The 21,387-nt window shown below is 35.6% G+C and carries 19 protein-coding genes and 1 tRNA gene; 9 read left to right on the top strand and 11 right to left on the bottom strand.

The features are described 5' to 3' along the window. The first annotated feature begins 62 nt into the window (after positions 1–62). Positions 63–138, top strand: a tRNA-His gene (locus EKM05_RS05875). Positions 139–242: 104 nt separating this feature from the next. On the opposite strand, the gene EKM05_RS05880 is transcribed toward EKM05_RS05875, so the two are convergent. Next, entirely contained in the window at positions 243–1,448 is a 1,206-nt protein-coding gene (locus EKM05_RS05880) for an aminotransferase class I/II-fold pyridoxal phosphate-dependent enzyme (RefSeq protein ID WP_126462607.1), read from the bottom strand. A gap of 280 nt (positions 1,449–1,728) precedes the next feature. Here EKM05_RS05880 and EKM05_RS05885 point away from each other — a divergent pair, with 280 nt between their 5' ends. The 4 genes from EKM05_RS05885 to lpdA all read left to right on the top strand — a co-directional run bounded on the left by EKM05_RS05885 (position 1,729) and on the right by lpdA (position 4,290). Next, the gene (locus tag EKM05_RS05885; RefSeq protein ID WP_126462604.1) at positions 1,729–2,187 is read left to right on the top strand and encodes an Lrp/AsnC family transcriptional regulator; all 459 of its coding nucleotides are present in this window, start codon (positions 1,729–1,731) and stop codon (positions 2,185–2,187) included. A gap of 126 nt (positions 2,188–2,313) precedes the next feature. Continuing rightward, positions 2,314–2,481 carry a hypothetical protein gene (locus tag EKM05_RS14360; protein ID WP_158615138.1) on the top strand — a complete coding sequence of 56 codons (168 nt, stop codon included), beginning with the start codon at positions 2,314–2,316 and terminating at the stop codon, positions 2,479–2,481. A gap of 122 nt (positions 2,482–2,603) precedes the next feature. Continuing rightward, positions 2,604–2,759 (top strand): hypothetical protein, encoded by a 156-nt coding sequence (locus tag EKM05_RS14365; RefSeq protein WP_158615139.1) that lies wholly within the window; start codon positions 2,604–2,606, stop codon positions 2,757–2,759. Positions 2,760–2,886: 127 nt separating this feature from the next. Continuing rightward, complete coding sequence (gene lpdA, locus EKM05_RS05890) at positions 2,887–4,290, top strand: dihydrolipoyl dehydrogenase (RefSeq protein WP_126554111.1); 1,404 nt, start codon at positions 2,887–2,889, stop codon at positions 4,288–4,290. Between the two features lie 77 nt (positions 4,291–4,367). Here lpdA and EKM05_RS05895 read toward each other — a convergent pair whose 3' ends face one another. Beyond that, a complete protein-coding gene (locus EKM05_RS05895) occupies positions 4,368–4,748 on the bottom strand; it encodes a DoxX family membrane protein (RefSeq protein ID WP_126462598.1) in 381 nt (126 codons plus the stop codon). Between the two features lie 36 nt (positions 4,749–4,784). Continuing rightward, on the bottom strand, positions 4,785–5,189 hold the full coding sequence (locus EKM05_RS05900) for a VOC family protein (RefSeq protein ID WP_126462595.1): 405 nt from the start codon (positions 5,187–5,189) through the stop codon (positions 4,785–4,787). A gap of 142 nt (positions 5,190–5,331) precedes the next feature. On the opposite strand from EKM05_RS05900, the gene EKM05_RS05905 reads away from it, so the two are divergent. The 3 genes from EKM05_RS05905 to EKM05_RS05915 are packed head-to-tail and all read left to right on the top strand — an operon-like array spanning position 5,332 to position 9,980. Next, positions 5,332–6,618: an anthranilate synthase component I family protein gene (locus EKM05_RS05905; RefSeq protein ID WP_126554113.1), complete on the top strand. Its 1,287-nt coding sequence runs from the start codon at positions 5,332–5,334 to the stop codon at positions 6,616–6,618. 27 nt (positions 6,619–6,645) lie between these two features. Then, positions 6,646–7,956 (top strand): tRNA lysidine(34) synthetase TilS, encoded by a 1,311-nt coding sequence (gene tilS / locus EKM05_RS05910; RefSeq protein ID WP_126462665.1) that lies wholly within the window; start codon positions 6,646–6,648, stop codon positions 7,954–7,956. Then, positions 7,956–9,980: a thioredoxin family protein gene (locus tag EKM05_RS05915; protein WP_126554115.1), complete on the top strand. Its 2,025-nt coding sequence runs from the start codon at positions 7,956–7,958 to the stop codon at positions 9,978–9,980. Before tilS ends, EKM05_RS05915 begins: the two co-directional genes overlap by 1 nt. Before the next feature lie 171 nt (positions 9,981–10,151). Here EKM05_RS05915 and EKM05_RS05920 read toward each other — a convergent pair whose 3' ends face one another. Genes EKM05_RS05920 through EKM05_RS05940 form a run of 5 tightly spaced genes read right to left on the bottom strand, consistent with a single transcriptional unit; the run spans position 10,152 to position 15,414 of the window. Then, positions 10,152–11,225, bottom strand: a complete 1,074-nt coding sequence (locus EKM05_RS05920) for an alanine/ornithine racemase family PLP-dependent enzyme (RefSeq protein WP_126462586.1) — start codon at positions 11,223–11,225, stop codon at positions 10,152–10,154. Then, a complete protein-coding gene (alr, locus tag EKM05_RS05925; protein WP_126554117.1) occupies positions 11,225–12,376 on the bottom strand; it encodes an alanine racemase in 1,152 nt (383 codons plus the stop codon). Before alr ends, EKM05_RS05920 begins: the two co-directional genes overlap by 1 nt. Further along, positions 12,366–13,520, bottom strand: a complete 1,155-nt coding sequence (locus tag EKM05_RS05930; RefSeq protein ID WP_126554119.1) for an amidohydrolase — start codon at positions 13,518–13,520, stop codon at positions 12,366–12,368. The genes alr and EKM05_RS05930 overlap by 11 nt, the downstream gene beginning before the upstream one ends. A gap of 6 nt (positions 13,521–13,526) precedes the next feature. Beyond that, positions 13,527–13,961 carry a GNAT family N-acetyltransferase gene (locus EKM05_RS05935; protein WP_126554121.1) on the bottom strand — a complete coding sequence of 145 codons (435 nt, stop codon included), beginning with the start codon at positions 13,959–13,961 and terminating at the stop codon, positions 13,527–13,529. After that, on the bottom strand, positions 13,942–15,414 hold the full coding sequence (locus EKM05_RS05940) for a sodium:solute symporter (RefSeq protein WP_126554123.1): 1,473 nt from the start codon (positions 15,412–15,414) through the stop codon (positions 13,942–13,944). Before EKM05_RS05940 ends, EKM05_RS05935 begins: the two co-directional genes overlap by 20 nt. A gap of 494 nt (positions 15,415–15,908) precedes the next feature. Between EKM05_RS05940 and EKM05_RS05945 the strand changes: the two genes are divergently transcribed. Then, positions 15,909–17,756 (top strand): CocE/NonD family hydrolase, encoded by a 1,848-nt coding sequence (locus tag EKM05_RS05945; RefSeq protein ID WP_126462571.1) that lies wholly within the window; start codon positions 15,909–15,911, stop codon positions 17,754–17,756. A 253-nt stretch (positions 17,757–18,009) separates the two neighbouring features. Here the strand turns inward: EKM05_RS05945 and EKM05_RS05950 are convergent, their stop codons facing one another. From EKM05_RS05950 to EKM05_RS05960, 3 genes are all read right to left on the bottom strand, one after another. Continuing rightward, positions 18,010–19,326: an ammonium transporter gene (locus EKM05_RS05950; RefSeq protein WP_126462568.1), complete on the bottom strand. Its 1,317-nt coding sequence runs from the start codon at positions 19,324–19,326 to the stop codon at positions 18,010–18,012. 331 nt (positions 19,327–19,657) lie between these two features. Then, positions 19,658–20,035 (bottom strand): PH domain-containing protein, encoded by a 378-nt coding sequence (locus EKM05_RS05955; protein WP_126554125.1) that lies wholly within the window; start codon positions 20,033–20,035, stop codon positions 19,658–19,660. Between the two features lie 8 nt (positions 20,036–20,043). Beyond that, on the bottom strand, positions 20,044–21,348 hold the full coding sequence (locus EKM05_RS05960) for an amidohydrolase family protein (RefSeq protein ID WP_126462562.1): 1,305 nt from the start codon (positions 21,346–21,348) through the stop codon (positions 20,044–20,046). Positions 21,349–21,387 lie beyond the last annotated feature (39 nt).

Consider the following 21,387-nt stretch of genomic DNA (forward strand, 5'->3'; position numbering starts at 1 on the left):
TTTTTGAAATAAATATTTGCAGAAATAAACTTATATCGTATATTTGCAACCGCTAAGCAAATGGTGGTTGTAGCTCAGTTGGTTAGAGCATCGGTTTGTGGTACCGAGGGTCGCGGGTTCGAGCCCCGTCTTCCACCCAGAAAGCAAAAGCTTCGAAGAAATTCGAAGCTTTTTTTGTGTTTTCTAGTTTTCCTTAAAAATGATACGCGGCTAAAGGATAATCATTCTATGACTATGGCTCCTTATTTTAGCAGATTCAATTCCATCATACAGACCTTCATACTTTGATACGTTCTTTCAATATCATTGTCTAATCCGATAGAAAACCGAATCAAACCGTCTGTCAATCCCATTTCAATTTGTTCCTCCAAAGGGATTTCGCTGGAAGTTGAGGTTCCCGGCGCGCTGAATAAGGTTTTATAAAAGCCTAAACTCACCGCCAGATACCCTAGATTTTTGGCCTGCATCAACTCCATCAAAGCATTGGCTTTCACCAAAGTTCCAACATCCAGCGTCATCATCCCGCCAAAACCATATTCAGGATTAATCATGCTTTTATAGATCTCATGACTGGGATGGCTTTTTAACCCCGGATAGACTGTTTTGATTCCGTCTTTTTCAAAACGTTCCGCCAGATACATCGCATTATGGCTGTGCTGTTTCATTCTGATGTGCAGCGTACGCAAGTTTTTCATCACACTGGCAGATCGCAGACTATCCATCGTTGGCCCCAATAACATGCTGGCTCCACTGTTTACATTTTTTAAACTATCAATAAATTCCTGAGAGGCGCATGTTACTCCGCCCACCGTATCACTGCTTCCGTTGATGTATTTTGTCAAACTGTGAATCACAATATCAGCTCCTAATTTAGCAGGCGAAACGGATAGTGGCGAAAAAGTATTATCAACAACTAATTTCAAATTATGTCTTTTTGCAATTTTTGATAAACCTTCAATATCAGCCACTTCCAATAAAGGATTGCTCACCGTCTCACAATACAAAACTTTAGTTTCAGCAGTAATAGCAGCCTCTACAACTTCAAGTTTTGTGATGTCAACAAATGTGGTTTTGATACCTAATCTAGGTGTAAAATTCTTCAGGAATGCATACGTTCCGCCATAAATGGTTCTGCTAGAAACAATATGGTCGCCGGAACCGCACAATTGCAACAAAGTAGGCGTAATCGCTCCCATTCCGGATGCCGAAACGTTCGCTGTTTCCGTGCCTTCCATGGCTGCCAAGGCTTTGTCCAGGTATAAATTACTCGGCGAGGAATGACGTGAATACAAATAACAGCCTTCCATATTGCCTTCAAAAGTATCGAACATCGTTTTTGCCGATAAAAAAGTGTAGGTTGAGGAGTCAGAAATAGAGGGATTCACACCACCAAATTCGCCAAAGTACTGCAAATCCTGAATGTTGTCTGCGGGATTGAAATTTTTCATAATTATTTTTTATTGTTATTTGAAGCTATTCCTGCTATTCACTCTATCTTTTACTTTTTAAAGAAAAAAGTAAAAGGATGCCGTTGCTATCAGGGCTTGGACATTCCGGTATGTCAAGAAATCCTATTCAAAACAAAATATTTTAAGATTAAAAATCAATAGTCTGTAGTTTTATTAGATTATAAAACTATATAACACTAAATAATTAATTTTTTTCACTAAATTAGTTCGGTAATCAGGATTTTTATAGATTATCTATCAATTTGAAATTTGCAACACAATGACATTAGATTCAACAGACAAAAAATTACTTTTTTTATTACAAAATGATAGTAAGAAAACAACCAAAGAATTGTCCTTAAAACTCAATCTTTCCGTTACTGCCGTTTATGAACGCATTAAAAAATTAGAAAGAGAAGGGGTTATTGACAAGTATGTTGCGTTGATTAATCGCTCCAAAGCCGAGAAAGGATTTGTGGTTTTTTGTCACCTCAAATTGATACAGCATACCAAAGAGTTTCTCACGAAGTTCGAAAGTGAAGTGGTGAAACTAAAAGAAGTTTTAGAATGTCATCATGTGAGCGGTGATTATGATTATATCCTGAAAATTGTGGTAAAAGATATGGAAGCTTATCGAGAGTTTTTAGTAACGAAACTAACGACATTACAACATATAGGAAGTACGCACAGCACATTTATGATTAGCGAAGTAAAAAGCACGACTGTCGTTGATATATAAATGTTGATTGTTTTAATGTCATTAAATTTAGAATAAATCAATTGCTCCATGAAAACTAAAGAAATTAGACAAAAGGGTATTGTGAATTTTGGAAAACTTATCCAGGATGATTCAAAATGAGTCGTTTTGGAAGGAATATTTGACGCTATTTTAAACAAAGAAAAAGCTTCCCTAGTTTCGGATAATCAGTATCAAAAAGTGGAAGAAGCCAGAACCGTCTATCATTCCGGGAATAGTTTATCAACTTCTTGGGAAGATTTGGAGAAGCAATTAAATGCTAAATATGGTTTTTAAAATAGTTATTTCAAAATTAGCAGAAATTGAAATAATTGAGGCTATTGAAATTTATAAAAGTAGAAAAAGGGATTAGGGAAAGTTTTTTTGTTTACCTGAAAGGATATTTAAAAATATTAAAAATGAATCCTGAACTATTCCCACTAAAAAAAGAACCGTTTTTCAGAGAATTATCCTTTAAAAAATTCCATTTTGTAATTATTTATGAAGTATTTAATGATGAAATTATTATTTACTCTGATTTTCATACTTATAGAGATCCTTCTAAAAAGCCATAAATAATTTTTTGATGAATATTGGTTATGTCATTTTCATAACAAAAAACCTTCTGAATTAAACTTCAAACAAAACTTAATTCCTTAATTTTGTGGAACATTTTATAAAAACACAATAAAAAAAAATACTATGAGTTCATTTGACGTAGTCATTATAGGTTCTGGACCAGGCGGATATGTATCAGCAATTCGTTGTGCACAACTGGGTTTTAAAACAGCAATTATCGAAAAATATTCCACTCTTGGAGGAACTTGCCTCAATGTTGGTTGTATTCCTTCAAAAGCACTGCTTGCTTCTTCTCATCATTACAGTGAAATTGCACATTTTGCAGATCACGGAATTGAAGTTTCCGGGGAAGTAAAAGTAAACCTTGAAAAAATGATTGCGCGCAAACAAGCGGTTGTAGATCAGACTTCTGGTGGTGTTAAATTTTTAATGGACAAAAATAAAATTACAGTTTTGGAAGGATTGGGTTCATTTGTTGATGCTACACATGTTGCGGTGGCAAAAGCAGACGGAACTTCTGAAACTATCGAAGCCAAAAACATCATTATCGCTACAGGTTCAAAACCATCTTCTTTGCCTTTTATCAAAATTGATAAAGAAAGAATCATCACTTCAACCGAAGCATTGAAACTTAAAGAAGTACCAAAACATTTAGTAATTATTGGTGGTGGAGTTATCGGGATCGAATTAGGTCAAGTGTATTTGCGATTGGGATCACAAGTTTCTGTTGTAGAATATTTAGACCGAATTATTCCAGGAATGGATGCTTCATTGTCTAAAGAATTGACTAAAGTATTAAAAAAACAAGGCATGAAATTCTATGTTTCACACAAAGTGAAATCCGTAGAACGAAATGGTGAAGGCGTTGTAGTTCAAGCTGAAAATACAAAAGGAGAAACAATTACGCTGGAAGGGGATTATTCCTTAGTTTCTGTAGGTCGTCGTCCGTATACTGACGGATTAAATGCTGATAAAGCAGGTGTAAAAATCTCAGATAGAGGAATGGTAGAAGTAAATGATCATTTGCAAACTTCAGTTCCTACTATTTATGCAATTGGCGATGTGGTGCGTGGCGCAATGTTAGCACACAAAGCAGAAGAAGAAGGAGCCATGGTGGCTGAAATATTAGCAGGTCAAAAACCACATATCGATTATAATTTGATTCCCGGAGTTGTGTACACTTGGCCAGAAGTGGCTGCTGTAGGACAAACAGAGGAGCAATTGAAAGCTTCCGGAGTTGAGTATAAAGCAGGAAGTTTTCCTTTCAAAGCTTTAGGACGCGCAAGAGCTGGTGGAGATTTAGACGGATTTGTAAAAATTCTTGCTGATGCAAAAACAGATGAAGTACTAGGCGTTCACATGATTGGGGCTCGTTGTGCGGATTTAATTGCTGAAGCAGTAGTTGCAATGGAATTCAAAGCCTCTGCTGAAGATATTTCCAGAATGTCTCATGCTCATCCAACATTTGCAGAAGCGATCAAAGAAGCAGCACTAGCCGCTACTGACAATAGAGCGTTGCATGTGTAATTAAAGAATAAATTTTTGCTTTAGAATAAAGAAACCCGCTACATTGAGCGGGTTTTTTTGTTATGAGGTGCACTTATTTAGTCTTTAGCAATAAATAAACTTTTATAATTGTTCCAATGGTTAAAAATTAGAAACATATTTCCCAAGAATAAGAAAAGGGCAGTAGGAATTCCCTCTGGAGACAAGAAAAAATTTATGAATAAAATGTTGATGGTTATTGGTAAAATCAAAATACTGGCAAGAGTAACATAACGCCCTGTCAAAAAGGCTAGGCCACATAACAACTCAATAGACTTGGCTAATGGCATAATGTAAGTAGAGGCAACCAAGCCCACATTAAAAGCCTTGAAATTTCCGGTAACCTCCGGTTCTGGAGCTAGTTTCAGAAAAAAACTAATTGATGCATAAAGAAGCAAAATTCCAATTAAAGTTCGGATAATAATAATTACAATTTTCATAGTATATGGTTTTATTGGTTACATATTTGAGAATAATTATTGGGGAATTGCACGTTCATCCATACACATAATTTCCCATTGGTGTCCGTCCAAATCCGCAAAACCATGGGCATACATCGATCCGTGATCTTGTGGCTCCATATACGTTGTACCACCCGCAAATATCGCTTTTTGTACTATTTCGTCCACTTTTTTTTTGCTTTCAACATCTATTGCGATTAATACTTCGGTATTTTTATGGGCATTGCAAATTTCTTTTTTGGTAAAGTCTCTAAATCGTTGCTCAGTAAGCAGCATCACAAAAATGTTTTTTCCTGTAATCATGCAAGTGGCTTGTTCATCAGTAAATTGAGGATTGAAAGAAAATCCGAGTTGTGTAAAAAAAACAATGGATTTTTTAAGGTCTTTAACTGCTAAATTAAGGAAAATTTTTGAAGCCATAACGGGAATGATTAAACGATTAAAAAAATCCAAAATTGATCACGCACTACCAAATTTACAAAAAAATAAGCTAATTTTAGCATAACCAGTTATTGAAGAATTTTTTTTGTTGTAATTTTGAATTTTTAAACATTAAAACTTTTTGAGAACTTCAATTTATAAGTCTATTTCTGATTCAAAATTGTTCAAACAACAACTTTTACTCTGGTCACAACAATTTCGTGAAGTTGTTTTTATGGATAGTAATGAGTATCCGCAACAGTACTCCAGTTGCGATTGTATTCTTGCCGTAGATGCTTTTACCTCCATCAAAACAGATGTTTACAATGCCTTTGAGGATTTGAAACAGTACCAGCAAAATACGAAAGACTGGCTTTTTGGTTATTTATCGTATGATTTAAAAAATGATATTGAGCAGTTGCAATCTGCTAATTTTGACGGGCTGGATTTTCCGGATTTGTATTTTTTCCAACCTAAGAAACTGTTTTTATTGAAAGGAAATCAACTCGAAATTCAATATCTCAATATGTGTGTGGAGGAAGTGGAGGCAGACTTTAAAGAAATTAGTGTTCAGTGTTCAGCGTTGAGCGTTCAAAATTCACAAATAACGATCCAACAACGGATTCCGAAAGAGAATTATCTTCAAAAAGTTTCAAAAATATTGGAACACATTCATCAGGGCGATATTTATGAAGCCAATTTCTGTATGGAATTTTTTGCTGAAAATGCAACGATTGATCCCATAGAAAAATTTATAAAACTCAACGAAATTTCTCAGCCACCATTTGCCGTTTTTTTTAAAAACAACAATCACTTTTTACTTTCGGCGACACCGGAACGTTATTTAAGGAAAGAAGGAGAACTTATTATTTCGCAACCGATTAAAGGAACTGCAAAACGATTTTCAGACCCAATTGAAGATGAAAAATCGAAAATGCAATTGGCTTTAGACCCAAAAGAACGAGCCGAAAATATTATGATTACGGACTTAGTGCGCAATGATTTGTCTCGAACAGCACAAAAAGGATCCGTTGAAGTACAAGAGTTGTGTACAATTTATTCTTTTTTGCAAGTGCATCAGATGATATCAACGGTTACGTCAAAGTTAGAGGGGCACTATTCTATAGTAGATACTTTAAAAACAACTTTCCCAATGGGAAGTATGACGGGTGCACCAAAGATTTCGGTGATGAAAATAATTGAAAAACTCGAAGAAACAAAACGCGGTTTATATAGCGGTGCTGTGGGGTATTTTACACCAAATGGTGATTTCGATTTTAATGTAGTTATCCGAAGCATTTTGTACAATCAAGAAAAAAAATATGTTTCTTTTTCAGTTGGAAGCGCTATCACGTCGCCATCAATTCCTGAAAAGGAGTATGAAGAATGTTTGCTTAAAGCAAAAGCGATGCGAGAAGTTTTAAGTTAAATCAAAATGAATGAATTAAATTTGAATATGCTACAGAAATTCCAAAACCATCTTCTTCATAATTTCCAGTTCTTGAACGGAAAAAAAATACTTCTTGCTACAAGTGGCGGGAAAGACAGTATGGTATTGGTGCATTTGTTTCAGCAATTGAAATATACAATAGGAATGGCCCATTGTAATTTTCAATTGCGTGGAATGGAAAGTTTTGAAGACCAAAATTTTGTCCAGGAATATGCTGCGGCAAATGCTATTCCAGTATTTATAACACAATTTGACACCAAAGCTTTTTCTGAAGATTATAAAATTTCGACACAAGTTGCAGCCCGCGAGTTGCGATATAACTGGTTTTATGAGTTATTAGAGACTGAAAAATTCGATTATATTCTCACAGCACATCATGCCGATGATAATTTGGAAACGTTCCTAATCAATCTGAGTCGTGGAACAGGATTAGAAGGTTTGACAGGAATTCCGGAGCAGAACGATAAAGTAATTCGCCCACTTTTGGCCTTTAACCAAAAAGAAATGGAAGATTATGCCAAATTAAATAACATTAAATGGCGCGAGGACAGCAGTAATGCATCCGATAAATACCTTCGGAATAAAATTCGGCATCATCTGGTTCCGATGTTAAAAGAATTGAATTCTAATTTTCTTTCCTCGTTTCACAAAACACAACTGTATTTGCAAGACGCGCAAGTTATGGCTGAAGATGCTTCGATTATGATTTATCAGCAAGTGGTGAAGCAAGAGAATGAGACTATTTATTTTGATTTAAAAAAACTAAAAAAATTACCCAATTACAAATCTTATTTGTACCAATGGCTGAAAGAATTTGGATTCAAAGCTTGGGATGATATTTATGATTTGGTTGATAGTCAATCTGGGAAACATGTTTTTTCTCCAGAATATAGAGTATTAAAAGACAGGGATTACTTAATCCTAAGTCCGATAAATTTCGTAAATGTAAAGGACAAATATTTTATAGATGAAAATCAAAAAGAAGTTAATATTCCCTTAAATCTTACGTTTTGCAAAGTAGCCGACATTGGTATCGTTTCAAATAAAACTATCTTTGTAGATGGTGATAAAGTGCAGTATCCATTAATTTTACGCCATTGGAACGAAGGCGATAGTTTTCAGCCTTTTGGGATGAACGGTAAGTCAAAGAAAGTGAGCAAGTTTTTTAAAGATGAAAAATTATCCTTGCTAGAAAAAGAAAATTCTTGGCTTTTATGTTCGAATGATGAAATAGTCTGGATAATTGGTCTACGTCAGGATGAACGCTTTAGAATAGACAACACAACTAAAAATATACTTAAAATACAATCAGAATAATGAAGAAACTACTATTTATACTTATTGCTTTTTTGGCTTTTGCCAATGGAAATGCCCAGATTCTGGATCCCGCCAAATGGACAACTAAAATAGAAAAAAAATCGGACACTAATTATATTCTTACTTTTAATGTTGTTATAGAAAAGGATTGGCATTTGTATTCTCAATTTACTCCAGACGGAGGGCCGTTGCCACTGGAAATCATTTTTAAAAACCAAAAAGGGAACTTCACTTTAGTGGGCAAAGCCAAAGAAAGCAAAACGAGAACTGCTTTTAATGACATATTTGAAGTTAACGAAACATTCTTCGAAAAGAAAGGTCAAATTCAACAGGAAATTACACTAACAAATCCAAAGTTGACCGAAATTAAAGTCGATTTTAATTATCAGGTGTGTAAAGAGGTTTGTATTAATATGGAGAAGAATTTCACGTTTGCAATTCCTGCGGTTTCAAAAACAACGGCAGTAGCAACGGATGTAACCATAGTAGATTCTGCAAAAGTTGATACCGTAGTTTCGCAAATTGCAATTACGGAGGAGCAGGTGAGTACTCCTGAAAAAATCGTACCTCTAGACTCTGAACCAGCTACAAAAAGAGGATTATGGTCTATTTTCTTCATTGCTTTTTTATCTGGATTTGCCGCTTTGCTTACGCCTTGTGTCTTCCCAATGATTCCTATGACAGTCAGTTTTTTTACTAAGCAAAGCAAAACAAAAGCAAAAGGGATTAGTAATGCCATTATTTATGGAGTAGCTATCATATTCATTTATGTAGTTTTAGGATTCTTAGTGACGTGGATTTTTGGTGCCGATGCGCTGAATGCGTTGTCCACGAATGTTTGGTTCAATATTATTTTCTTTGTTTTGTTAGTCACTTTTGCAGCTTCCTTTTTGGGTGGTTTTGAGATTATGCTGCCTAATTCTTGGGCAAATAAAGTGGATAATCAAGCGGATAGAGGTGGGATAGTTGGAATTTTATTCATGGCTTTGGCGTTAGCGATTGTCTCCTTTTCGTGTACCGGACCGATTGTAGGAACCCTATTAGTCGAAGCGGCTTCTAAAGGCGGAATAGCTCCAATTGTGGGTATGTTTGGGTTTTCATTGGCTCTAGCCTTACCCTTTATGTTGTTTGCGATGTTCCCGGGTTGGTTGAATTCATTGCCAAAATCCGGTGGTTGGTTGAATACTGTTAAAGTTGTTTTGGGATTTTTAGAATTGGCTTTGGCATTCAAATTTTTGTCGAATGCTGATTTGGTTTTGCAATTGCATTTCTTGGAAAGAGAAGTGTTCTTGGCAATATGGATCGCTATTTTTGGAACATTGGCCTTTTATTTATTCGGAAAAATTACGTTGCCGCACGATAGCCCGATGACACATATTTCAGTAGGACGACTGTCCTTTGGATTAGTAGTTTTGGCCTTTACCATCTATTTGATTCCTGGGATTTGGGGAGCGCCATTAAAATTAATTTCTGGTTTCCCGCCGCCAATGACCTATAGCGAAAGTCCTTACGGAGTAGGAAACTCCCAAGGTGGCTCAAATGCATCTGCCCAAATTTTGCCGGAAGGCGCACATTTAGGGCCACATGATCTTATTGCTTTTGATAATTATGAAAAAGGATTGGCTTATGCCAAATCAGTAAACAAACCTATTTTACTTGACTTTACGGGTTATGCCTGTGTGAATTGTAGAAAAATGGAAGATTATGTGTGGTCAGATCCTGCGATTTTAAAAATATTACAAGAAGAAGTGGTTTTAATATCTTTATATGTTGATGATAAAAGAGAATTGCCAAAAAGCGAGCAATACGTATCTAAAGAAACGGGCAAAGAAATTGTAAGTGTGGGTAATAAATGGAGCGATTTCCAAATTACAAGGTACAAAGCCAATGCGCAACCGTATTACATTGTTTTAGATGTAGAAGAGAATATGCTGTCTGATAAACCAGAAAGTTATAACTCAGATATCAATGCCTACAAAGGATGGTTGAGAGAAGGGATTGATAGATTTAAAAAGGTCGAATAAGAGGTACATCTAAAAATCACTGAACCGAATATTAGACACAAATGGCACTAATTTCTACGATTCAATTCGTGGAAATTCGTGCCATTTGTGTCTATTTTTAATACTATAGACTTAATTTACTCGGTATTGATGCGTGAGATGCATATTCAAGATAGGGTACAAAATGGCCTTTTATTCGATTATTTTCTCGATATAAGCAGAATTTAAAAGGTACAATGCGCCCATATATCGTATTTTGAACGCCACTAAATCCCCAATTTTATAATTTTTTTTAGAATTTGAAATGTCTATAACCAGCATGTCAGAACTGGCGTCTACTATAGTGATATCCGTATCATCAGATTCGATGTATTGTGGTTGCATGTCTAACAAACCAATGTCTAGAATAGCTCTAAGGGAAGTATCGCCTAAATCAGTGACAGCATCCATCGAAAAGGAATTTCCGGCTACATTCTCGCCTAACTCCCCTGTTGGTGTATTTGGTTTTTCTGTAATTTCGATGATTTCAGCGTATAATTTGAAAACATCATTGTGCATTCCTTCTATGGTATTTCCTGTAAACAAATCTTTCCCGAAAAATAGGGCTTCCCCTATTCGAAAATGATTCACGGCCATTGGTCGGGCATTTTTTAGGAGTAGCGGTACAGTAACAGAAGTTCCTCCGGAGACAAATGGAATACTGATATTGAATTTAGCTTCAATTAGCTGTTTGTATAAGCTCAATTGAATCAATTTGTCCTGCGTGGGCATTACACCGCTAAGGCAATTGAAATTGGTACCAATTCCAGAGATTTCAATATTAGGCATTTTTAGAATTGTGCCATAAAAATCGATCAATTCTTCTCCCATTACACCTTCACGAAGGTCTCCCATTTCAATCATAATGATGATTTTATGGGTCTTGTTTTGTTTTACGGCTTCCTCTGAAAGTAATTGTATGGTATAGATTTCAGTATTAAAACTGATGTCAGCATACCGCACAATACTTTCAATACTTCGTTTAGCAGGTGGTTTAATGTACACGGTTTGAATTTCCGGATCCAAGGCTTTAATTTTTTTCAAATTACTTACTCTGGAATCATGAATTTCACGTACTCCTAAAGCGATGATTTCTTTGAGATAAATTTTATTTCCACACAATAGTTTGGAAACCACTCCCCATTGTATATTTCTGGATTTAAAAATAGTATCCAGAAAGGCATAATTTTCTTCAAGTTTTTTGCGATATAGTTTTATAAAAGCCATTATTCTATGATTTTACGTGGAATTGCTTTGGAAATCCGAGTTAATAATTCGTAATTGAGTTGGTTGCTGAAATCACTAAAGGAAGCTACAGAAACGGATAGCTCTTTTTGTGTGCCTATCAAGACCACTTCATCTTCTTTTTTTGCCATGTCGATATCAGTAACATCGACAGTCATCATGTTCATGTTTACGGAACCCACTACAATACTGCGTTGTCCATGAATAAGTACACGACCTTGGTTGCTCAACGAGCGACTGTATCCGTGGCAGTAACCAATAGGGATAACAGCAATTTTCATTTTTCTTTTGGCCATAAAACTGGTTCCATACCCAATAAAATCACCAATATTTACTTTCTTTATGCTCATTATAGCACTTTTCCAAGTGATAACGCGTTGCAGCGGATCTATTTTATTTTTTTTAGAATTGAGATAGGTAACAAATACTTCCGGACTGGACCACAATCCGTATTGCATTATTCCGATTCGCACCATATCCATTCTGGTTTGTGGAAACATTATTGATGCTGCAGAGCAAGCAGAATGTCTCATTTGTGGCTTCAGATCATTTTTACAAAAAAAGGCATAAATTTCTTCAAACTTCTTGATTTGCTGATCCACTCTGTAATAATTAGCGATACTTTCGGCCCCGGCATAATGAGTACAAAGCCCTTTGAAAGTAAGATGTTGTTCTTCTTTCTTTAAAAAAGTAATAACAGTATTCAGTTCGTTCTTATCAAAACCAGTTCGGTTCATTCCGGTTTCTACTTCAATGTGCAGAATTGCTTTTTTTTCGAGTTTTTTAGCTGTTTTCATAGCTTTCGTCAGTCGAGTTTTATCAAAGACAAAAAATTCAATATCATTTTTGATTACCCATTCCATATCTTCATCCTGAACGAGTCCCATAACCATAATAGTTGCTTTGTCCTGTAGTGTTGTTTTTACGACTTTGGCTTCCTGAACATCAAAAACAGAAAAATGAGTTACACCACATTGAAAAGCCATAGCCACAAACGGCTGTACTCCATGACCATACGCATTTCCTTTTACGACAGAGGAAATCAGTACTTTTTTTCCAAAGGTCTTTTTTAGAAAATCGATGTTTTTTTGATACGCGGAGCGATTAAGCTCTATTATTGAGTTAGTGTGCATTTGTAATTTGTTTGCTGATGTGATGAAAAACAGCCACTCCAGTTGCTATAATTTCGTCAGGAAAATCATAATCAGGATTGTGTAGTGCGGCAGTGTTTACCCCAGCTCCCAGTCCGAACATGGCGCCGGGATAGTGCTGTGTGAACAAACCAAAATCTTCGCCCCAAGTGAATGGTTTCTCTTTTTCGAATAGTTCAAAACCATTAATTTCTGCTGCCTTTTTGATGAATGCTACAGCAGTTTTGTCATTCTCATTGGCTTGGAAACTTTGTGTCCATTGCGTTTTACACTTCAGTTGATATTCTTTTGCGATTGATTGGGCTGCATTTTCTAAAGCTATTTCGATCTTTCTCATCTGTAAATTGCTATCACTTCGTACTGTAAAATGAATTTCTCCCGCACCAGCTGCTACACCATATGCTTTTTTACCTATTTTGGTATAAATGGGAGTTATCTGGCAATAGTTTTCTTTGGTAATATCGGTCTGAATAGTAGCATTAAATTGATTGATAATGGCGGCTATTGCCAGAGTAGGATTAATTCCTCTTTCAGGTTCACCGGCATGGGCTGTTTTTCCTTTTAATTTTATGATAATGCTATTTACGGCGCAGGTAAAAGTTTCGTTTTTTACTACAATTTGATGCATTGGAAACCCTGGTAAATTGTGCAGCGCAAAGACGTAATCAGGTTGAATCAAAGTGAATTTAGTATCTGAAAACACCTTTTGAGCACCACTACCATCTTCTTCAGCCGGTTGAAACAGCAAAATGACGGTTCCTGAGTCCGGTTTGTTCTGATGCAATTCAGCTGCCAAACCACAAAGAATAGCCATGTGTCCATCATGTCCGCATTTGTGTGAGACACCATCAATTAGTGAACGATGTTCAAAACGATTCGTTTCTTCAATTGGCAAAGCATCTAATTCACATCGGAATAATACTGTTTTTCCATTTTTTTTACCTTTATAAATTGCAACCACACCAGTTGTTCCTATTCTGGTAATCAATTCATCGGGAGGGTAATTTTCGAGAAAAGATAGGACGCGTTTTGCTGTTTGATTTTCTTTACCCGAAACCTCTGGGTGTTTGTGAAGCTCCTTTCGTAACCGTACAAGTGTCTCGATGGACGGGTTTGAGTTTTCCATTTTGGATTATTTAATGAGGCGCATTTCCAAATATTTATTGGTAAAACCTAAGCTTTCATACAGTTTTTTGGCAGGATTATCAGGTTCTACATGTAGGGCAATATTTCCTTGGGCAATTGATATTGCTTTTTGCATCAATTGTTTTCCAAACCCTTTTCCCCGTTGGCTGTTGTCCACGGCAATGTATACCAAAATATTTTCAGGAATAAAATCTTTCATTCCCGTGTTGTTCAAGATGACAACTCCTACGATTTTTTGATCTTCGATTCCCACTACAATGTTGCCTCCTTTTGTAGGATTCATAACGTAATCAATACATTTTCGAATGTCTTCAATCGTATCGCCATATTGTTCTAAATGGGTATAAAGGAATAATGCTATAATTTGATTGGTATAAATTGTATCTTCTCCGGTTGTGTCATTAATTTGTTTGAATTCCATTTTGTCTTTCTTTTTTGTTATAGTGATAAAGTGATATTGTAACGAATAAAATAAGAGAAATACTTATTCCATAAAGGTTTGCATCTAAATGTTCCGGTAATTTTAAATCTAAAGGTAGTTTATTCTCTGTAACAATTAGCAGGATTGTGGTGGCACCCCCAAATAACATGCTCCAAAAAGCAGCTGTTGGATGGCTTTTCTTCCAAAATAAAGCGCCTATTACCGGAACGAATAGTCCCGACACCATAAAAGCATAAGAGTAGAGCATCAGTTCCAGTACATTTTGCATTTGGGAAGCAATTAAAATAGCAAGAAGACCTACAATTAAGGTGACCAATTGTGAGAGCCGAAGCTCTTTTTTATGACTCAATTCTTTTTTTGAAAATTTAGCAATAATATCAGTGACAATATTTCCGGAAGCTGCCATTAAGCAGCTGTCCGCGGTAGAAAGTATAGCCGAAAAATAGGAAGAAAGCATCAGCCCCATTAATCCAACGGGGAGTATGGTGGCCAGTAAAATAGGCAATCCCATTTCGCTATCCATATTGGCTGCATCTGTAATACCGTCAAACATTCCTTTGTTTGCAGCCACTTTAGCCAGCATTCCCAGAATCACTCCCATAAATGCCATTATAGGCCATTCAAAAACACCCGCAATCAACCATGCTTTTTTAGCTTCTTTCTCTCCTTTGCTAGCATAAATCCGCTGGTATAAAGTCATTCCTACAAACCAAATGGGTATAATGGTTATGGACCAGTTTAAAATCTGATACCATTTTACATTGGTCAGTGATAAATATTCAGGTGCCAGGGTAGTCTTGATCGCCTCATACCCTCCCACGGCATTGTAGGCAACTGGAATCCCTATAAAAACCAATCCGCCAATAAGGACTAACCACTGGATTGTATCGGTATAAATAACGGCTTTTAATCCTCCAATAGCCGTATAAATTACCGCGATAAGTCCCATTACAATTAGCGCTGTTTGTAAATTAAGTCCTTCTATGGTTGCCGACGCTAATTTGGCTCCAGCCAAAACCTGAGAACTTGTAAATCCAAGATATCCAATAGCCGAAATAATTCCGGCCAGTAGCGCTACTTTAGCATTATAAAAATGATCAAATATTTGGGGAAAAGTGAAAAACTTATATTTATGTCCTAATGCACTTACTTTTGGAATTAGAAAAACAGCACTCAGCCAAGCGCCCAGCAGTCCGGTGAACAGCATCCAAGAACCGGATATTCCCATCGTAAAACCCAGACCGCCCAATCCTATTGAGAATCCACCACCTACATCTGTGGCTACAACGGATAAACCAATGTGCCAGCTATTCATATTTCTTCCGCTAACGTAAAAATCTTCCGCGGTTTTATTCTTATTGAAAAAATAAACGCCAACGCCTAGCATAACCAGCATGTAAACAACAAAGATTGCATAATCTATTAGGTGCATATTATTAATTTTCGATTATTTAATAGCCTGTACATGGAATTTTTCCAAAAGGCAAAAGGGGCAGTAAACTGCAAAAAAAAGATGATTTTTTTTAGAATATTTTCTAAAATAAGGGATCTTAGCTTTGGGTTAAAAGTGCAAAAAAAAGACTTTATTAACCACAAAAAATAATTTGGTGTTTTACAAATGTAAGGCAAATTATGTGAAAAAACCTTTAAAAAGCTAGATATTGTCTTTTACACAACAAATAACGGCCTCTTTTTGCAGTAATAGTATTGGTTTTATAGAGGTAAAAGCGAATGAAATTTTTGATAAAAAATGCCAATCTAACTGTGTAGTTTTCTTTAAAAAGATCCTAAAAAAGATCGTTTTTTTTAACATATTTGTTTTTTTTTGACAAACTAAAATTCCTAAATTTCAAAAAAGAAGGAATATGGATGCAATATTCGAAGAGATTTTTTATCTTTAAAAATTATTTTAACTCAAAAGAATTCATGAAAAAACTATTAGGTATTTCGCTTTTTTTTATTGGTGCAGTTCTGTTTGCCCAAGACAATAAAGCCAATTATGTGTCTGAAAATTATACTAAAAAGGAAGTGCATATTAAAATGCGTGATGGAGTAGAGTTGTTTACTGCCATTTATACTCCCAAAGATGTTTCTACAAAATATCCAATTATAATGCAAAGAACACCATATAACTCGGGGCCTTATGGAGAAAATCAGTTCAAGAAAAGCATTTCTCCCAGTGAAACGATGATGAAAGAAGGATATATTGTAGTCTATCAAGATGTTCGAGGACGATTCATGAGTGATGGTTTGTATGACAACATGCGTGGTTTTATTCCAAATAAAAAAGGCAAGAAAGATACGGATGAAGCTTCGGATACTTATGATACGATAGAGTGGCTGGTGAAAAATGTGGCTAACAATAATGGAAATGTTGGAACTTGGGGAATCTCATATCCAGGTTTTTACGCTACATATTCTTTATTGAGTAATCATCCAGCTTTGAAAGCCGTTTCGCCTCAGGCATGTATCGCTGATTTCTTTTTTGATGATTTTCATCACAATGGAGCGTATTTGTTGAGTTATTGGAAAGTCACTCCGTTATTTGGCCCTCAAAAAACAAAACGTACTACGGAACCTTGGTACAAATTTACGAATGCGGGTACAAACGATGATTATCAGTTTTTCCTGGATGCAGGACCACTCTCTAATTTAGACAAATATTATGGAAAAGAGAATGAGTTTTGGCAACAGCTGAAAGACCATTCCAGTTACGATGATTTTTGGCAAAAGCGTGGAATTTTACAGCATTTGAATAATATTAAACCAGCGGTAATGACAGTAGGAGGTTGGTTTGATGCCGAAGATTTATACGGTCCTTTGAATACCTACAGTACGATAGAAAAGAGCAGTAAAAACTACAACACAATTGTTATGGGACCCTGGAGTCATGGTGATTGGGCTAGGAATTCAGCAAAGCAAGTGATTGGTAATATTAATTTTGGAGATAGTATTTCTGGTTTTTATCAAAAAAATATTGAATCTAATTTCTTCCGCCATTTTTTGAAAAATAATGGAAAAGGAGCTAATAAATTGCCTGAAGCTTATGTTTTTGACACCGGAAGAAAAGAGTGGAAAACCTATGATGCCTGGCCTCCCGTAAATACTGAAAAACAAGATTTCTTTTTGCAAGGGAGTAAATTGACAAAATTGGCTAAGCAAAATATTTCTTTTGAAGAATTTATTAGTGATCCTAAGAAACCGGTACCCTATTCGGAGGATATTAAACAAAACGGACTTACGCCAAGGAAATACATGACCGATGACCAGCGTTTTGCTGCACGACGTCCGGATGTGATTGTTTTTGAAACAGAAGTATTGAATGATGATACCACATTAGCCGGAGAAATCTTGGCTAAATTACAAGTTTCTACTACAGGAACTGATGCGGATTGGATTGTAAAAGTGATTGATGTTTTCCCAAACGACGAACCGGAAACAAAAGAAGTAGCTCCGTATCTAAAGATGAGTAATTACCACATGATGGTACGAAGTGAAGTTATGCGAGGCCGTTTTAGAAATAGTTTTTCAAAACCAGAACCTTTTGTAGCCAATGAGAAAACAGCAGTTAATATTAAGTTACAAGATGTATTTCATACGTTCAAAAAAGGACACAAAATCCAGATTCAGGTTCAAAGTACGTGGTTTCCATTTATAGATTTGAATCCACAGACATTTGTTGACAATATCTTTTATGCAAAACCTGAAGATTTTAAGAAACAAACGCACAAGATTTATAACGACTCTAAAATTGAGTGTACTGTTTTAAAATAAAACGGCAATCGGGTTGTGCGCCATAAAAGCATTCGACTATATTTAAAACTAAAATCCCAATCTTTTTTTTAAAGATTGGGATTTTAGTTTTAAAGGATGCAGGCTAAAATTAATATGTACTACGCTATTTTTAAAGTTTTTAGTTTATTGTTTAAAGAATAAGAATTGCTTTGTATATTATAGGTATTTAGAACGGATAAGAGCAAAAAAACGCTCTGAAATTTCAGAGCGTCTCTAACTTTATACCGAAGATTTATAGAAATTCGCCGTGTTGCGAAATATCTAACCCTAATTCTTCTTTTTCTTCACTTACTCTTAGAGGAGTTATTTTGTTTACAATATAGAAAAGGAAATAAGACATTGAGAATGCAAATATGGAAACGACAACCATAGCAAATAATTGATTTAAGAATAATGTTGTTTCTCCAAAAATAAGTCCTTGGTTATCACCAACTGCCGCGTTTATTGATTTTGAAGCAAATACACCTGTCAAAAGCATCCCAATGATGCCACCTACACCGTGACAGGCAAATACATCTAAAGCATCATCAATTTTACATTTGTGGAAACTTCTAACCACCAGATTGCTCACAATACTTGCAAAAATTCCTATGAACAAAGCATGAGGAATGCTAACAAAACCAGCTGCAGGAGTAATGGCAACTAATCCGACCACTACACCAATACAAGCTCCCATTGCCGACAATTTATGACCAAGAATTTTATCAAGAAATACCCAAGCCATTCCAGCAGCAGCAGCAGCAATAGTAGTTGTCCCCAGTGCTTGTACGGCAAGCCCATTAGCTCCTAAAGCGGAACCTGCGTTGAACCCGAACCATCCAAACCACAACAATCCGGTACCTAACATTACGTATGTTATACGTGCGGGATTTCCTTTTTCTGCTTTTCTTTTGCCTAAGAAAATGGCACCAGCCAGAGCAGCCCAACCAGCACTCATATGAACTACAGTTCCACCAGCAAAATCCAATACGCCCATTTTAAAGAGAATACCATCTGGATGCCATGTCATGTGAGCTAGCGGGGTATAAACGAGCAGTATGAATAAAACCATAAATAACAAGTACGCCCAAAAACGAATTCGTTCTGCAAAAGCGCCGGTGATTAAAGCGGGTGTAATGATGGCGAATTTTGCTTGAAATAAGGCAAAGAGCATAAATGGAATTGTTGGAGCTAGACCCCAAGATGTATTTGTATTTACGCCTTGAAAAAATAAATTTGGAATTGGATTCCCTATTATTCCTCCAATAGTTGGACCAAAAGATAATCCGAAAGCGATGACAACCCACAACACGGTAACGATTATCATTGCCATAAAGCTTTGAAGCATGGTACTAATGACATTTTTTTTACCTACCATTCCACCGTAAAAGAAACCTAAACCGGGTGTCATGATTAATACAAGTGCAGTTGCAACGATCATCCAAGCGGTATCGCCGGTATCAAATTTTACTGCTTCTGTAGGAGCTGGACTTTCTGCTAAGAAATAATTTGAACAAAGGGTTAATACCAAAATCGTGATCAATATCACACTTAGAATAATTTTTCGCATCGTTTTTCAGTTTTAAATTTTGATAAAAATATAAAATTGTTCAACACACCCCTATTGTAAAGTGAGTTAATGTTTTATTTTTATGATTTTTACAATCTAACCCCTATTTTTTTATGGGTATTTTATATTTTAAAGATAAAATTTGTTTTTTATTAAAATCTAGTTAAATAAAATTACCAATTTAGTGAATACTTGGGGTCTTGTGGTAAAAAATTAGACTTCCAATCTGGGAATTTTAATGCACTTAGCATTAAGACAAAATTTGATATATAAAAAATGCACCAATTGTATAGCTACAAGTGATGCATTTTTCAAAAACTAAAGGATATTCTTATTTTAAAAGATGTTTGCTTAAAAGTTTGTAAACTTCATTAATGTTATTACCACCTTTACCAAATTGTTTTATAATTGGGGTTGCGTCATTGTTTAACCAAATTTTCAACTCGGCATCCATATCTAATATTCCAGCACTTTCTTTAGAGAATTTTTTGATACTCAAATACGGAATTGACATATAATCAACCTTGGTTCCAACCAATTGTTTTTCGACCAGAATCAATCTTTTATTGGTGAAAACAAACATATCCCGAATTAATTTATATGCTTTTTCGATTGTTTCTCCATCAATTAGGATTGGCTCAAATTCAGTAGCAACATCTTTAATGTTTACTTCAGAGGCATTGCCCAGGATGGCGTTAAATAGTCCCATTGTATTTGTTATTTTTGATTGTATTTTGTTTTATAAATATCGTTCATTTTTGTTTGGTGTGTTTCAAGACTGATCATTCTGCCTTGAATAAAAGCATTAGTTAGTTTGTTCGTTCTCATGTCTAAAGCATCACCCTCAGAAATAAATAAGGTAGCATCCTTTCCTTGTTCTAAAGTACCACATTGTTTATCGATCCCTAATAATTTGGCGGTATTGAAGGTTATTAGTTGTAGCGCTTTTTCTTTGTCAAGTCCATAAGCAGCACATGTTCCGGCCAGGAAAGGTAAGTTTCTGGTATTCATACGCTCCATGGATCCACTGTTTTCCAAGCCTACAACAACGCCTTTATCTGTCAATAATTTAGCGTTTTTGTACGGTAAATCAATGTCATGATCTTCATTTTCAGGCATATCATGCACTCTTTTTAATAATACTCCAATGTTATTTTTTTGAAGTAAGTCAGCCGTTTTATACGCTTCATAACCACCAACAATTACTATTTTTTTAACTCCATTTTCTTTTGCCATTTGTATAGCATCAATAATTTGTTTTTCTTCATTTGCGTGTATGAATAAGGTTTGATTTCCGTCAAACAATCCTTTTGTAGCCTCAAAAATCAAATTTCTTTCTTTGGGGCTATCTGCTAAGTATGCTTTTGCGCTAGTCAAAAAAGTAGTTATCTCTGAGTGTTGTTTGCTATAGTCTTTATTTGCTTCAATTGTTCCGGGTTCAAACCAGGAACCACTTCTTTTAAAACTAGAAGGGAAATTAAGATGAATCCCATCATTTTCTTTTATCAGTGCATCCTTCCAGTTCCAGGCATCAAGCTGAACGATGGATGAAGTGCCTGAAATTCTTCCGCCACGTGGGGTAATTTGCGCCATCAAAATTCCGTTTGGTTTAATGGTTTCAATTACTTTTGAATCAGCATTATAGGCAATAATACTTCTTACGTGAGGATTCATATTTCCTATTTCGCTTTCATCATCAGAAGATTTTATGGCATCAATTTCGACTAAGCCCAAGGTAGAATTGGGCGCTATAAATCCTGGATATACGTGTTTTCCGCTGGCGTCAATGGTAATATCATACGCTCCTTGAGCTAGTTTTATTAATCGGGCATCTGCCACTAATGTAATTTTGCCTTCTACAAATCCTATAGCACTGTTTTCGATTATTTCGCCATTTCCTAAATGTGCTGTTGCATTTAGAATTAAAATAGATTTTGATTGTTTTGAAGCAGGAGCTTGCTGTGCCTTTGTAAGTATTGATATGCTAAATACCAATAGTAAAATATATATATTTTTATTCATCCTATTTTATTGTTTTAGATTTAAGAAACGTAGATTTCT

This window comes from Flavobacterium sp. GSP27, from assembly GCF_003970395.1.
Classification (GTDB): domain Bacteria; phylum Bacteroidota; class Bacteroidia; order Flavobacteriales; family Flavobacteriaceae; genus Flavobacterium.

What these genes read in the sequence shown, in the direction of transcription:
- EKM05_RS05950 (WP_126462568.1), bottom strand. Translation starts at nt 19,326, where the DNA reads ATGCGAAAAATTATTCTAAGTGTGATATTGATCACGATTTTGGTATTA.
- tilS (WP_126462665.1), top strand. Translation starts at nt 6,646, where the DNA reads ATGCTACAGAAATTCCAAAACCATCTTCTTCATAATTTCCAGTTCTTG.
- EKM05_RS05885 (WP_126462604.1), top strand. Translation starts at nt 1,729, where the DNA reads ATGACATTAGATTCAACAGACAAAAAATTACTTTTTTTATTACAAAAT.
- lpdA (WP_126554111.1), top strand. Translation starts at nt 2,887, where the DNA reads ATGAGTTCATTTGACGTAGTCATTATAGGTTCTGGACCAGGCGGATAT.
- EKM05_RS05880 (WP_126462607.1), bottom strand. Translation starts at nt 1,448, where the DNA reads ATGAAAAATTTCAATCCCGCAGACAACATTCAGGATTTGCAGTACTTT.
- EKM05_RS05915 (WP_126554115.1), top strand. Translation starts at nt 7,956, where the DNA reads ATGAAGAAACTACTATTTATACTTATTGCTTTTTTGGCTTTTGCCAAT.
- EKM05_RS05945 (WP_126462571.1), top strand. Translation starts at nt 15,909, where the DNA reads ATGAAAAAACTATTAGGTATTTCGCTTTTTTTTATTGGTGCAGTTCTG.
- EKM05_RS14365 (WP_158615139.1), top strand. Translation starts at nt 2,604, where the DNA reads ATGAATCCTGAACTATTCCCACTAAAAAAAGAACCGTTTTTCAGAGAA.
- EKM05_RS05940 (WP_126554123.1), bottom strand. Translation starts at nt 15,414, where the DNA reads ATGCACCTAATAGATTATGCAATCTTTGTTGTTTACATGCTGGTTATG.
- alr (WP_126554117.1), bottom strand. Translation starts at nt 12,376, where the DNA reads ATGCACACTAACTCAATAATAGAGCTTAATCGCTCCGCGTATCAAAAA.
- EKM05_RS05895 (WP_126462598.1), bottom strand. Translation starts at nt 4,748, where the DNA reads ATGAAAATTGTAATTATTATTATCCGAACTTTAATTGGAATTTTGCTT.
- EKM05_RS05930 (WP_126554119.1), bottom strand. Translation starts at nt 13,520, where the DNA reads ATGGAAAACTCAAACCCGTCCATCGAGACACTTGTACGGTTACGAAAG.
- EKM05_RS05955 (WP_126554125.1), bottom strand. Translation starts at nt 20,035, where the DNA reads ATGGGACTATTTAACGCCATCCTGGGCAATGCCTCTGAAGTAAACATT.
- EKM05_RS05935 (WP_126554121.1), bottom strand. Translation starts at nt 13,961, where the DNA reads ATGGAATTCAAACAAATTAATGACACAACCGGAGAAGATACAATTTAT.
- EKM05_RS05920 (WP_126462586.1), bottom strand. Translation starts at nt 11,225, where the DNA reads ATGGCTTTTATAAAACTATATCGCAAAAAACTTGAAGAAAATTATGCC.
- EKM05_RS05960 (WP_126462562.1), bottom strand. Translation starts at nt 21,348, where the DNA reads ATGAATAAAAATATATATATTTTACTATTGGTATTTAGCATATCAATA.
- EKM05_RS05900 (WP_126462595.1), bottom strand. Translation starts at nt 5,189, where the DNA reads ATGGCTTCAAAAATTTTCCTTAATTTAGCAGTTAAAGACCTTAAAAAA.